This window comes from Halobacillus massiliensis, assembly GCF_900166625.1.
GTDB lineage: Bacteria > Bacillota > Bacilli > Bacillales > Halobacillaceae > Halobacillus_A > Halobacillus_A massiliensis.
This window is the reverse complement of sequence record NZ_LT800499.1, coordinates 3,445,702-3,459,733: the sequence shown is the minus strand read 5'-3', so window position 1 is coordinate 3,459,733 and position 14,032 is coordinate 3,445,702. Positions and strand designations below refer to the sequence as shown.

The window sequence follows — 14,032 nt, the reverse complement described above, 5'->3', positions numbered from 1 at the left end:
AAGAGAAAAGCGGCTGGGAAATAGCTCGCTTTCCGCGGGGAGCCGGTGAGCTAGCTCGTTGAACTCGCGGATCTCACCATGGCTCTATCTCCCTGCAGGAGTCTCACCATTTCCCAGCCTCTTTAAATTTAATGGGGGAAACGGAACGCTGTAATCTCAGTAAGCTCTCTCATGGTATCGATCCTTTCTTCTTAAATGTTCCGTTACTCAAAAAAACATATAGGGCCAGGGGAAACGGCGAGACTCCTATGGGAGGATAGAACAGGGTGAGATCCCGGAGGGCTAAAAGCCCGAGGAAGCTCACCGTTCGCCCATGGAAAGCGAGGTGTTTCCACAGGCCTGCCCCTCTTTATCATGGTAAACGGAACAAGGGAATTCCCTTCAACTTTCTAGCGAATTTGTCCTCGCTATTCCAAGGTTTCTTTACTTTAATAATATAAAGTACCGGGGGAAACGGCGAGACTCCTTGGGAGGATAGAACAGGGGGAGATCCCGGAGGGCTAAAAGCCCGAGGAAGCTCGCCGTTTGCCCATGGAAAGCGAGGTGTTTCCACAGGCCCGATCCTCTTTATCATGGTAAACGGAACAAGGGAATTTCCTTTAAATTTCTAGCGGATTTGTCCTCAGACTTTCCATGGGGCCGGTTCTCTGTATTCAAGCATGCGGAACTGGCTTCTCATTTTTAATGAGAATTAAATAACCCTTAATGGTGTCCTGAAAAAATCAATCCATTGTTTCGGAACTTTTCCACACGTTACGAATAGAATTGATCAATCGATTAATGAGCCCTATAGAGATTGAGAAGTCATTTTTTTAGCTTCTCAAAATTTTTTTAAAAAATTTAAAACCAACTAAAACACTAGGAATAAAAGGGTTTTGAGCATCAAATGACCAGATTTTGCTAAAATAACCCTTTGACAGGGGCTCAAGGATGCTGTATATTTCCATTAAATCGCATAAACTTAATATGTATTCTTATCCAGAGAGGTGGAGGGACTGGCCCGTTGAAACCTCGGCAACAGACTTATTCAAAGTACTGTGCTAATTCCAGCAAGCATTACTGCTTGAAAGATAAGATGGGATGATTATCCGTGGTGCTCTTCCTCTTCTTATCTTTAATAAGAAGAGGTTTTTTCAATATAAGGGGGTTTTTCAAGTGCAAGAAATCGTCACTTTTGAATCGTTTCAACAGGATCCTTTTTTAAAGCAAAGTCCAGAAGACGGTACAAAGGGTGCTCTTACCGTTTTGGAATGGGCATACAGCAAATATGACAATATCGTATATGCCTGCAGCTTCGGGGCTGAAGGAATTGTACTCATTGATTTAATCTCGCGTGTGAAAAAGGATGCTCACATTGTATTCCTTGATACGCATGTACATTTTCAAGAAACGTATGAACTGATCGAGCGTATGAAGGAGCGGTTTCCCGATCTGCAAATTACTATGAAGCAGCCAGGTTTAACCCTGCCGGAACAGGAAGAGAAGCACGGAGAAAAGCTGTGGCAGACTAATCCGGACATGTGCTGTTATATCAGAAAGATAAAGCCTCTGGAAGATGCATTAAAAGGGGCAGAGGCCTGGGTTTCAGGTTTGAGAAGAGAGCAGTCTCCAGGACGCAGTAAAACGAACTATGTGAATAAAGATGAGCGATTCCGTTCCATTAAAGTCTGTCCGCTGATCCACTGGACATGGGATGATGTTTGGAATCACATTAAGGAGAATAACCTCCCATATAACGAATTGCATGATAAAGGGTATGCAAGTATTGGATGTATGCCATGTACTACTCCATCAGATGATCCAAACAACCGGTCAGGAAGGTGGCAAGGGTTCGAGAAAACGGAATGCGGCCTGCATACCGTTCAGTCTAAGGGCAGCGAGTCATGATTATTCTCATTATCGCACTGCTTATCTCCAGTTTCTTCGCCTTTAATATAGGAGCCAGCGGTGCTTCCGCTACGATGGGGGCCGTTTACGGATCAGGAGTGATCAAACGAAAACGGGTCGCTTTAATCCTCAGCGGAGCGGGCTGCTTTCTAGGGGCATTATTAGGAGGAGAAGTAGTAACAACGATTGGGAAGGGATTAATTCCTGAGGGAATGATGAGTATACACATTGCCATGATCATCTTGTTTACTTCTGCCTTTACTCTTTATTTTACAAACATGATAGGAATCCCACTTTCTACAAGCGAAGTAACTGTTGGATCAATCATTGGAGTGGGGCTGGCTATTCAGAAGGTATATTTTTTTAACTTACTTGAAATTGTTACATTCTGGATATTGGTTCCATTTGTTTCATTCTTCGTTGTTTTTCTATTTGTACGATTTACGAACTGGGTGAGAAGAAAATACCCTGTAAAGGCCTCCTCGAAAACTGTAAAGGTTCTCGGACTTCTCCTTGTAGTTACAGGGTTTATCGAAGCCTTTGCTGCCGGGATGAATAATGTAGCTAATGCGGTAGGACCACTGGTAGGAGCTGGCGTTATAGATACTAATATCGGCCTTATTGTGGGGGGCGTATTTGTTGCGTTAGGAAGTATCTTTCTTGGAGGAAGAGTACTTGAAACAAATGGAAAGAAAATTTCTCAGTTGAACCTTTTAGACGGAATAGCTGTGTCAGGAACGACGGGAATCTTAGTTATTACATCTTCCTTATTTGGAATTCCTATCCCTATGGTTCAGGTTACGACTTCCGGGATCGTAGGAGTGGGAGCAGCGAAAAATTGGCATGGAACTAGGAGAAACAAGACAATCTACCAAATTATTAAAGTTTGGATCACATCTCCCATTGTTTCGTTAGTATTTGCTTTTATTCTCACAGACATTTTTATTAATTCCAGCTTTTACAATGCTGCAATTATAGTTGGCGGAATTCTAGCCACATTAATCATTACAAATTTCGGCCGAGGGGCTGTATTGAAGAAGCCATTGAAGGAGGAAATCAATTATGACAATTAGTAAACCTCATGGAGGACAATTAGTAAATCGACTCGTAGAAAAAGAAGAACTGGCTAACGTTGAAATCACGAATGAGATCGCTTTGGACGAAATCGCAATCAGCGATCTGGAGTTAATAGGAAACGGTGCTTACAGCCCGATTACCGGATTTTTAAACAAGAAAGACTATGAATCTGTTGTGAATAATATGAGGCTTGCTAATGGGATCGCCTGGAGTATTCCAATCACACTGCCTGTTGATGAGCAGAAAGCGAATGAACTTGAAAAGGGCGGCAAAGCCAAACTGACTAAGGATGGAGAGACTTATGGCTGGATCGAGATTGAAGAAATCTATCAGCCGGATAAGGAGCTGGAAGCCGAGAAAGTCTATCAAACGACAGAGACTGAGCATCCTGGCGTGAAGAAGCTGTTTGAACGTTCAGTCTATTACGTCGGTGGTCCGATTCATGTAGTGAAGCGTCCGCCTCGTAAACACTCTGAAGTTTATTATCTTGACCCTGCGGAAACAAGAAATGAATTTGCTGAGCTGGGCTGGAAAAAGGTCGTAGGCTTCCAAACGCGTAACCCTGTGCACCGGGCTCACGAACATATCCAGAAAACAGCACTTGAAACAGTAGACGGCCTGTTTTTAAATCCGCTTGTAGGTGAAACGAAAAGCGATGATGTTCCAAGTGATGTACGACTTAAAAGCTATCACGTGCTGCTTGATAACTATTATCCGAAAAACCGCGTTTTCCTTGCCGTTTTTAATGCAGCGATGCGCTATGCAGGGCCAAGAGAAGCGATTTTCCACGCGCTTGTCCGTAAAAATTTCGGATGCACTCACTTTATCGTTGGAAGAGACCATGCCGGTGTAGGAGATTACTACGGAACGTACGATGCACAAAAGATTTTCTCTAACTTCACAGAGGATGAGCTGGGAATTACACCGCTGTTCTTTGAACACAGCTTTTACTGCCATACGTGCAAAGCAATGGTATCCAGCAAAACATGCCCGCATGATAAAGATCAGCATGTCATTCTTTCAGGAACAAAAGTAAGAGAAATGCTGCGCAACGGGGAGAAGCCGCCTGAAACATTCAGCCGTCCGGAAGTAGCAGGTGTATTAATTGAAGGTCTGCAGAAAGTACCTCAGTAAGGAAGGAGCAAGAAAATGAGTACGAATTTAACTTGGCATGAAACATCGATTAATAAAGAAGATTACAGAAGCAAAAATAATCATTCAAGCGGTGTAATCTGGCTTACCGGACTCTCTGGTTCTGGTAAGTCTACTATCGCAAACATCATTAATCAGAAGCTTTATCAAAAGGGATTACAAACCTATGTGTTGGATGGAGATAATGTACGTCACGGACTGAACAAGGATTTAGGTTTCGGTGATAAAGACAGACAGGAAAATATCCGGCGTATTGGAGAAGTTGCCAAGCTGTTTGCCGACAGCGGCACTATCGTCCTCGCTTCGTTTATTTCCCCGTTTCGTTCCGACCGGGAACAAATCCGCAGCAATTTAGAAGAAAACGATTTTATTGAAGTATTCGTAAGCTGCCCTTTAGAAGAATGTGAGAAACGTGATCCAAAGGGAATTTATAAAAAGGTACGCAAGGGAGAAATTCCTTCTTTTACAGGAATCGATTCTCCTTATGAAGAACCGCTTAACAGTGAGATAGTTGTCCATACAGATCAAGAGTCAGAAGAAGCTTCGGCAGATAGAATTATTGAGTTATTACAACAAAAAAGTTGGATTTAAACAGTAAGTCCAATAAAATGGGGGTATAGCAGTGGCGAAGGTATATTTAGTGGGAGCAGGTCCAGGAGATCCGGATTTAATTACAGTAAAAGGCATGAAGTCGATTGAGAAAGCTGATGTGCTTCTATATGACCGTTTAGTTAATGAAGAACTCCTTCAATACGCTTCCCCTGGGACTGAATTCATTTACTGCGGCAAAATGCCGGATCAGCATACATTAACGCAGGATGAAATCAATGATTTGTTATGTCATTACGCCAAACAGGGGAAAGTAGTGACACGGTTGAAAGGGGGAGACCCTTTCATATTTGGAAGAGGCGGTGAGGAAGCAGCCCTTCTTAGTGAAAAAGGAATTGACTTTGAAATTGTTCCCGGAATCACCTCAGGTGCAGCTGCCCCTGCATATGCCGGTATTCCATTGACTCATCGTGAGTTGAGTTCTTCGGTTACGTTTGTATCAGGAGTGGATCCGAAACAGGATACAATAGAATACTGGACACATTTAGCTAAGCATAAAGGAACCTTGTGTATTTATATGGGTGTGAAAAAGTTTCCGCACACCTGTGACCAGCTTATTAAATATGGAATGAATCCTGAAACACCTGTAGCAATTATTCACTGGGGAACGACCACTGAACAGAAAACTGTGACCGGAACACTTGAAACCATTAAAGACAAGCTTCATCAAATCGCCAATCCATCTATGATTGTCATTGGAGAAGTTGTCCGTATGCGCGAGCAGATCAAATGGTTTGAGAAGAACCAGCTCCCTGTTATATCTTCCGTCATTTAAAAAGGCCGGTGCTGGCAGAGTCGTTTTACGAGACGACTCCTTCAGCCGGCCCCAATGAAAAAGAGGAGGATCACGATGCAAGGAGTACTTTATGTAAGTCATGGCACTCGTTATGAAAAAGGAAAACAGGAAGCCATTGAATTTATCCGTTCGATTCAACCTGAAATCGATGCCACTCTTCAGGAAATCTGCTTCCTGGAAATTAACAGCCCAAACATAGAAGAAGGTATTCAAAAGCTCGTTGAAGCTGGTGCGCATTCAATCTCTGTTGTTCCGATCCTATTATTAACTGCGGGCCATGCCTTAAAAGACATCCCGGTGGAACTGGAGGAAGCTCAGCAAAAATATCCTTCTATCTCATTTTCATACGGTGAACCATTAGGTGTACAGGAACGTTTGATTGATGTAGTAGAGGATCGAATTCATGAAGTCAATGAAACGGGTAATATCCTATTAATAGGAAGAGGCAGCTATGATCCTCAGACGAGAAAAGATATTGAAGGAATTGCAGATTCGCTTTCAAAGCGCCTGGATCGAAAGGTAGACACTGCTTATTTAGCAGCGATAAAGCCTTCCTTTGACGAAGCATTAGATCAAATGAATGAACAATCTTCACTGATTGTCGCCCCTTATTTATGGTTTGACGGACTGCTCATTCAATCGATGAAGAAAAAGGTGGAAGCATTGAAGGAAGAGGGATATGACATTTCTCTCACTCATTACTTAAGCGATCACGAGAATATGAAGGCGGCTTTAGTAGAGCGGGTCCAAGAGTCCTTTAATATGCCTCTTTCTGATAGAGGAGATGTAAACGAATGAGCGTTTTAGCAGATAAAACAATCGGAATTGCTGCAGACCGCAACTCTGAAGCTATCGAAGAAATGATCAGAAAACAGGGCGGCAAAGCTGTGACTAAATCAATCCAGGGAAGAAAATGGCTCCATGAGGCCAGTGCTGAACGGGATGTTGACAAACTGATCGACACTTCTTTTGACTGGGTGATTTTAACGACAGGGATCGGCGCTAAGGCTTTAGAAGAAGCAGCAGAGCGCACGGGCCGCCAGCAGGATTTTCTCGACGCCTTAAAACGAGCGAAGCTGGCGGTACGCGGAAGCAAAACCGTCAAATGGATGAGAGAGAAAGGCTTAAACGCAGAAATAGTGTCAAGCGATGGAACAATGCATGAATTAATTGAGCATTTAAAAATGGTAGATCTAAATGAACAGAACTTTTTTCTCCAGCTTTATAATAAGGATGAAAAACAGCTGATTGACCGCTTAACATCACTTCCTATTCAACTCTATCAATCTCTGCCTTATCACTATGAATCCCCTGACTCTGACACGATCGAGGAATTACGAAATTTGATCACACAGAATCAACTGGATGCTGTTCTTTTTACGAGCAAAACACAAGTCCAAAATCTTTTTGCCAAAGAGGATGAAGCCGTGCTGAATGCTTTTAAAAAGCATGTCCTTGCAGGAGCGGTTGGAAAAGTAACAGCCAAGGAACTCAGAACCTTCGGCATCGAACAGATTGTTGAGCCGGAGAAGCCCAAGATGGGGGCTTTAGTTGTTGAGCTCACTAAATATTATCAGCAGAACGCTTCTTCATAAAAAAATGATCTCAGGATAAACTGAGATCATTTTTTAAATGAAAAATAAAATTTCTTTGTTTTTCTGACTCGAAATAGTCTTCTTCCACAATTCCCCTTAAGAGAGCCTGTTTCTTTTCTTTAGAAAGCCGAGATTCCTTAATTAAGGAACGGGCCTCAAAAAGAAAGTCTACATACTGCTCGTACCGATCATCATAGGAGGCCGCCAGCTGTTTTTTTATCTTTGAAGCGAGGATCGGACTCGCTCCACCCGTCGAAACGCTGATTTGCAGCCTGCCCCGCTTAAAGGATGAAGGAAAATGAACATTTCCATATTCATGAACCCCGCTGCAGTTGACTAACGCATTAGAAGGTGCCCATTCAGCAGCCAGCTCGTTAATTTTAACATCATCTGCCGCTGTAATTATGAGAAACGCATCAAGCAAATCATCGCGCTCGACCTTTTTTTTATGCCAGGTGATTTGTTTCTCAACATGAAGCGCATGAATAGTCGGCGTAACTTCCGGACTGATTACATGAATGGCCGCTTCAGCAGGCAGTAAAGTGTGAATTCTTCTATCAGCTATTCGACCACCGCCGATAATAATGACTTTTTTATTATTTAACTGAACCATTAAAGGGATAAGCTCCATAAACGACAGCCTCCATTCTAATTATTATTTTGAGTGACACCGGCCTCTTCGTCAATAAAGTTCGTGTTACGATAAGTATAATAGGATAGGTTTGTTAATGACGTAATATATTTTTAAAAACAGAAGAAAGCAGCTCTAAAGATACCAGAGGAAGGGGGAGAAGACTTGGAATCTGAAAGAAGGTTAATGAGCTTAATTAATTCTGTTAGAGTCTTAAACTCTACACGAGATTTATCAGCGGTATTACATCAACTCATCAAAGAGGTATTAAATGTAATAGAAGGTTCGAACGCAAGCGTTCTATTTTTATACGATAAGAAAAAAAACGAACTTTACGCAAAGAGCTCCATTGGTTTTGATATGGATTATTTAAAAGAGATTCGGATGAAACCTGGTCAGGGGATGAGCGGAAAAACATTTTCTGCAAAAGAGGGGATTATGTTTACTTCACCTAAAGATACATATCTTGGCATGGAAAACCTTACGACGGAAGTTAAAGATCTTTATGCCAGCTCTTTAGGAAGTATGGAGTATCCCATGAGTGCAATTTGTGTTCCTCTCATGTCTTACAATGAATGTATAGGAGTACTTACTGTAGATATTTATGAGCAAGATATACAGTTTACTGAAACTGATTTGCAGCTTCTAGAAACTTTTGCCGCACAAGCAACAATAGCGATTGAAAATGCAACTTTATTTTCGCAAAATGTACGTACTCAAAAAATTCATGAAGAGCTGTCCAAAGTGTTTCTTTCTAAAAAAGGACTCGAAGATATTACGAAGACCCTAGCTTCCCTTATCGATAAGCATGTCTTTATCTTTAATGAACTTGTAGAGTTTTTAACTGCTTCAGATGATAAAGCTACCCGCTTTTCTAAGATTCTAAGAGAACGTAATAATAAATTTTTAAATGAAGCTATTACTAAAGGAGAAGTTTCCAACAAGGACTTAAAGGTGGATAATCAAACTCTTAAAATATACTTTTTCCCCATTAAAAATGAAAAACTAAGACTAGGCCTTCTTACTATTGTATTAGAAGGGGAAAATTCCGATTTAGATCCGCTCGACAGATTTGCAGTTGAACAAGCAGTCAATATTTTTGCAATGGAAATTGACAGACAAGAGAAATTACTTGCAGAAGACCTTAGCTACTCAGGAGCTTTGCTGGAACAGCTAATAAGTGGGGGATATGACGTCCTGCCGTCTGACCATGCTGTTAAAATCAATTTTCCAGAGCGCAGATATCATAATTACGTAATAGCTGAGCTCTTAATCGAAAATCCTCTCTTCACTTATGAAAAAATAAATGAAAGGAAAGCTCAGCTCAACAGGTTAATTTATAGAGAGATTGCAAGACAGCCCTATAAAACTGTCGTTCACAATCAGAACTATAAATTAACTATTTTGTTTACGGTGCCCTCCAATGAAAGGGAAGGAGAGGTTATAAAAAAACTGACAGACTTATTTAATAATATTAATGGAACCTCTGTGAAGTATTATGAGTTGGACCATTTTACAGGGATAGGAAAAGTAGTAGAGAACCTTAATGATGTTCCTCAATCCTATAAAGAAGCACAACAGTGTATCCAATCTATTCGATCGTCTGACACTATGCAGAGAGTTCTGGGCTATAGTCAGTTAGGAATTAACCGCTTATTTTTAAATACAGATCTAAGAGAATTAAAAGAGTATGTAAACGAAACATTAGGAAGTGTTATCGAGTATGATACTAAACACGATTCGCAGCTATTAACTACACTGGAGGTTTATTTAAATGCAAACCAAAACATGTCAGTTAGTTCAAGAAAGTTATTTGTCCATGTAAATACAATAAAGTACCGTTTGAAGACTATAAAAGAACTTTTAAATATAAAAAATATAAACGGGAAAAGTGTGTTCGAATTACAATTAGCCTTACATTTACTAAATACTTTTAACAATAAATAAGTCTCTATTGTGTGTAATCGACAAAATGTTTAACTAAACTTTGTCGGTTACCTTTATTTTTTTATTTTTTAAATTGTCTTATAATTTGGAATATTACCGAAGAAAGGAAGTGGAATATGCAACCAATCTATATAGTACTAATTCTCATTGCGATTATTGCTCTAGGTGAAATACTTTCTATAACATCGAGGGCAAAAGTTCCAACTCTGCTAGTTGTTGTGGCCGTGACTTTCCTGTTGCTGCAGACAGGGATATTGCCGGAATCTTATATTGAAGCCTCAACGTTGGTAGCAGTAGGGGGCGTACTTGTTCCAGTATTAATTGTGCATTTGGGAACAATGATACCTATCTCTGTTATTAAAGCACAGTATAAAGCTGTAATTATTACTTTAATAGGGTTATTAATCTCTGTAGCTTTAATGCTTACTTTAATAACTTTATTTTTCGACTATCGCACCGCTGTAGCAGGAGCAGGGCCGCTTACAGGAGGTATCATAGCTTATATCGTTACCGCTGAGGGGCTGACAGAAGCAGGATTTACAGCTCTCGCCGCTATTCCTGTTGTCGTATTTGCTCTGCAAAACTTAGTAGGTATGCCACTTACTTCTATTCTATTAAGCAAATATGCAGTTACTATAAGAGAGACTTTTGATAGGGAAGTTTCGATAAAATCTGAAAGCGAAGTAGCAGCTGGAAGTGAAGGGCTAGAAAAGGAAAATAATCAAAAACTCCTCTTGCCAGATAAGTTTCTAAAAAGTAATTTTATCCTATTATTCTTATTGTTTATTGGCGGCGCATTAGCTACGTGGCTTGGGAGTATAACAGGAATTAATTACAGTCTTTGGTCTTTAGCTATAGGTGTTGCCGGGGCAGCTATCGGCTTTTATCCTTCAAGGGCCCTGGACCGTTCGAACAGTTCAGGATTTGCTATGGTTGCCCTCATCGTAGTGGTAGTTAGTTCACTAGTCGGGATTACGTTTGAGCAGGTAGTTTCTTCTTTAGTAGCTGTTATAACAATCATAGCTATAGGAACGCTAGGTTTAGTATTGGGCGGAATAATTGGAGGTAAGATTTTCAAATGGAAATCTACAAAATCTATACCTGTTGTATTAACAGCATTATACGGCTTTCCTGGTGATTACTTAATTGTAGAAGAAGTAAGTCGGAGTGTAGGACGTACAAAAGAAGAAGAAAAAAGGATAATGGACGAATTAGTAGCGCCCATGTTAATAGGCGGATTCACCTCAGTTACAGTCGGATCTATTGTGATTGCAAGTATACTAATAAGTACACTTTAAAAAAGGAGCCAATAAATATGGGATTTACATTAATAAAAAATGTCACTTTAATCAATGGACAAGGAACAGAACCTGTAAGTGATGCATGGATATTAATAGAAGATAATCAAATAGTGGAGATTGGACAAGACAGTTTTAGTCGGAATCTAGAGGATGGAAAAGTAATTGATGCTGAGGGGAAGTATATTCTGCCAGGATTTATAGATACTCATGTACATATGACAATGGAAATAAGAAGTATCCAGGATACCATTTCGACACCATTTTCCTATCGTTTTTATGAGAGTGCCAAATATCTTAAGTCTACGTTAGAGGCAGGAATTACTTCTGTCAGAGATGCAGGGTTTACGGATATGGGTACAAAGAAAGCTGTTGAGGACGGATTGATTGACGGACCAAGGATGCAGATCAGTGTAAACCCTCTTACGATTACGGGAGGCCATGGAGATAACTGGACAAGGTCTGGTGTAGATACCACTCTCCAAACATATCCTGGCATGCCAAGTGGTATTTGTGATGGAGTGGAAGAAGTAAGGAAGACTGTTAGAAAAATGCTCCGGGCAGGAGCTGACGTTATAAAAGTACATGCAACAGGGGGAGTAACAAGTCCGACCGATCATCCGGAATTTACACAATTTTCTTATGAAGAACTAAAAGTAATGGTTGAAGAAGCCTTTTACCGAAATGGTGTAAAAGTTATGGCGCATGCCCAAGGAGCGGAAGGAATTAAGAATGCAATCAGAGCAGGTATCTATTCGATTGAACATGGCATCTATATTGATGAAGAAACAATAGAACTAATGTTAGAAAACGGAACATTTCTAGTTCCTACATTATTAGCGCCTGTTTCTGTGCTTGAATCAGGGGAAAAAGACGACAGAATGGCACCATATGCGATTGAAAAATCAAAAGAAGTTATAGAAGCCCATAAAGCCTCTATTGCAAAGGCGTATGAAGCAGGTGTAAAGATTGCCATGGGAACGGATGCTGGGGTAATGGAACATGGGACAAACCTCAGAGAACTTGGGCTTATGTGTGACATAGGGATGTCTCCTATGGAAGCTATTGTTGCTTCAACGAAAACTGCAGCAGAATGTTTAGGATGGGATGACAAGGTTGGAACAATAGAAGAAGGGAAATATGCGGATCTTATTATAACAGAGACAAACCCTATAAAGAATGTCCGCTCCCTAGAGAATTCTCGAAATATTTCTTTTGTAATGAAGGATGGAAAAGTTTATAAAAATCTACTGGGGTGAGGCAATTGGAATGGAACTTGTCAGCGAATTTGTTAAAAGAATATGATGAAAAATTAAGCCGTGATGGAATTGATGGAGAAAGGCTGGCTGCACGCCTACATGAAATTTCTAAAATAGGATTAACATCTGATGGAGGGAGTCACCGAACCGGTTTTTCCAATGAAGAGAAACGAGCTAAAGACTTAGTAAAAGGCTGGATGAAAAAAGCACGACTCGAGATATATGAAGATGGAGCAGGAAATGTCTTTGGGAGACTAGAAGGAAAGAATCCAAAGCTTCCTTCCGTTTTAAGCGGCTCTCATGTGGACAGTGTGCCAAACGGAGGCCATTTTGACGGCCCGCTTGGAGTGCTTTCTGCCCTGGAAATTGTTGAAGCATGGAATAAAGAAGGGTTTCAGCCGGAGAGATCCTATGAAGTAGTCATTTTTACAGATGAAGAAGGCTCAAGGTTTAACAGTGGACTTACAGGCAGCCGGGCAATGACTGGGGAAATTGAAAAGGATGTTCAGTACACATTAATGGACCAAAAAAATAAACCGTTTGAAAAAGTATTAGATGAAGCTGGGCTGTCAGCAAGCGCCTTTTTTGAAATAAATAGAGACCTCAATGAAATTAGTCATTTTGTAGAAGTGCATATTGAACAAGGGAAGCTTCTAGAACAATATGGTCAACCGACTGGAATTGTATCAGGAATTGCCGGACCTCTATGGCTGGATATGTCATTTGAAGGGGAAGCCGGACATGCTGGGAATACTCCTATGAATGATCGTAGAGACGCTTTAGTAGCAGCTGGAGAGTTTATCAGTAAAATCCATGCACTGCCTAAAAGAGTAAGCGATACAGCTGTCGCTACGGTAGGCAAGCTAAACGTATCTCCAAATGGTCCTAACGTTATACCGGGAGAGGTAAAACTTATCGTAGATATAAGAGATATTAGCGAAGATACACGGGATGAGCTTGCTGATTTAATTATTAAAGAAGCAGGAAATACGGCGGAGAATTATGGCGTTTCTTTAAATTATAAGCAAACCATCAGGGTGACTCCTGTTCCTATACAAGATGAATATATTGATCGCTTAGAGAAACATTTGCAGAACCACTCCATCGAACCAAAACTAATACCGAGCGGAGCGGGCCATGATGCGTTAATTGTCGGCCATCATCTCCCTGTTTCAATGTTATTTGTAAGAAGCCAGAAGGGGATCAGTCATAACCCTGAAGAGTGGTCTACATTAAATGACTGCGTGAGAACTATCCATGTATTAAGAGAGTATATAGAATCACTGACAAAAGAGTAAAAAAGTTTAGTTATTGTGTTTATTATTTTTGCGTTTCTTTGTTTTTCTTGGTCTATTACATTTTGAGAAGGAAATAGGCTGTTCCGTTTACCAAAAGTAGCAAAAAGCGGCTGGGAAACAATTTTATCTCTAGTAGGGAAAAAGGAACGCTATAATTTAAATACGCTCTTTAATCCACCTACCCAACGTTCCGTTACTCCAAAAAAATAAAGGGCCGGGGGAAACGGCGAGACTCCTATGGGAGAGAAGAACAGGGTGAGATCCCGGAAGGCTTTAGCCTGAGGAAGCTCACCGTTCGCCCATGGAAAGCGAGTTGTTTCCTCAGGCCCGATTCTCTATATCAAGGTAAACGGAATTCTCTTCCCATTTATGCGAAAATTAAAGAAGCCTCCTTGGGAGCAAAGAACAGGTGAGACCCTTGAGAGCTCTAGCCTGAGATATCTCAGTGTTTGCCCATGGAAAGCGAGTTGTTTCCTCAGGCCC

Annotated in this window: 12 protein-coding genes and 1 riboswitch; of the genes, 11 read left to right on the top strand and 1 reads right to left on the bottom strand. The window is 40.8% G+C overall.

From position 1 onward, the window contains the following. Positions 1–971: 971 nt before the first annotated feature. A riboswitch (SAM riboswitch) is annotated at positions 972–1,077 on the top strand. 78 nt (positions 1,078–1,155) lie between these two features. From B7E06_RS17275 to B7E06_RS17245, 7 genes are all read left to right on the top strand, one after another. Then, a complete protein-coding gene (locus tag B7E06_RS17275) occupies positions 1,156–1,887 on the top strand; it encodes a phosphoadenylyl-sulfate reductase (RefSeq protein WP_245807763.1) in 732 nt (243 codons plus the stop codon). Next, positions 1,884–2,960: a sulfate permease gene (locus B7E06_RS17270; RefSeq protein WP_082235179.1), complete on the top strand. Its 1,077-nt coding sequence runs from the start codon at positions 1,884–1,886 to the stop codon at positions 2,958–2,960. The genes B7E06_RS17275 and B7E06_RS17270 overlap by 4 nt, the downstream gene beginning before the upstream one ends. Beyond that, the gene (sat, locus tag B7E06_RS17265; protein ID WP_082235178.1) at positions 2,950–4,098 is read left to right on the top strand and encodes a sulfate adenylyltransferase; all 1,149 of its coding nucleotides are present in this window, start codon (positions 2,950–2,952) and stop codon (positions 4,096–4,098) included. The genes B7E06_RS17270 and sat overlap by 11 nt, the downstream gene beginning before the upstream one ends. 15 nt (positions 4,099–4,113) lie before the next feature. Further along, positions 4,114–4,707, top strand: a complete 594-nt coding sequence (gene cysC / locus B7E06_RS17260; protein ID WP_082235177.1) for an adenylyl-sulfate kinase — start codon at positions 4,114–4,116, stop codon at positions 4,705–4,707. 31 nt (positions 4,708–4,738) lie between these two features. Further along, positions 4,739–5,500, top strand: a complete 762-nt coding sequence (cobA, locus tag B7E06_RS17255; RefSeq protein WP_082235176.1) for a uroporphyrinogen-III C-methyltransferase — start codon at positions 4,739–4,741, stop codon at positions 5,498–5,500. A 75-nt stretch (positions 5,501–5,575) separates the two neighbouring features. After that, positions 5,576–6,319, top strand: a complete 744-nt coding sequence (locus B7E06_RS17250) for a sirohydrochlorin chelatase (RefSeq protein ID WP_082235175.1) — start codon at positions 5,576–5,578, stop codon at positions 6,317–6,319. Beyond that, positions 6,316–7,116, top strand: a complete 801-nt coding sequence (locus B7E06_RS17245) for a uroporphyrinogen-III synthase (protein WP_082235174.1) — start codon at positions 6,316–6,318, stop codon at positions 7,114–7,116. Before B7E06_RS17250 ends, B7E06_RS17245 begins: the two co-directional genes overlap by 4 nt. 10 nt (positions 7,117–7,126) lie before the next feature. Here B7E06_RS17245 and B7E06_RS17240 read toward each other — a convergent pair whose 3' ends face one another. Then, a complete protein-coding gene (locus tag B7E06_RS17240) occupies positions 7,127–7,747 on the bottom strand; it encodes an NAD(P)-binding protein (RefSeq protein ID WP_082235173.1) in 621 nt (206 codons plus the stop codon). 165 nt (positions 7,748–7,912) lie between these two features. On the opposite strand from B7E06_RS17240, the gene B7E06_RS17235 reads away from it, so the two are divergent. The 4 genes from B7E06_RS17235 to B7E06_RS17220 all read left to right on the top strand — a co-directional run bounded on the left by B7E06_RS17235 (position 7,913) and on the right by B7E06_RS17220 (position 13,549). After that, on the top strand, positions 7,913–9,694 hold the full coding sequence (locus B7E06_RS17235) for a helix-turn-helix domain-containing protein (RefSeq protein WP_082235172.1): 1,782 nt from the start codon (positions 7,913–7,915) through the stop codon (positions 9,692–9,694). 116 nt (positions 9,695–9,810) lie between these two features. Further along, entirely contained in the window at positions 9,811–10,992 is a 1,182-nt protein-coding gene (locus B7E06_RS17230; RefSeq protein WP_082235171.1) for a hypothetical protein, read from the top strand. Positions 10,993–11,009: 17 nt separating this feature from the next. Beyond that, positions 11,010–12,251, top strand: a complete 1,242-nt coding sequence (locus B7E06_RS17225; protein ID WP_082235170.1) for a metal-dependent hydrolase family protein — start codon at positions 11,010–11,012, stop codon at positions 12,249–12,251. Beyond that, positions 12,248–13,549, top strand: a complete 1,302-nt coding sequence (locus B7E06_RS17220; protein ID WP_082235168.1) for a Zn-dependent hydrolase — start codon at positions 12,248–12,250, stop codon at positions 13,547–13,549. Before B7E06_RS17225 ends, B7E06_RS17220 begins: the two co-directional genes overlap by 4 nt. The last annotated feature ends 483 nt before the right edge of the window (positions 13,550–14,032 follow it).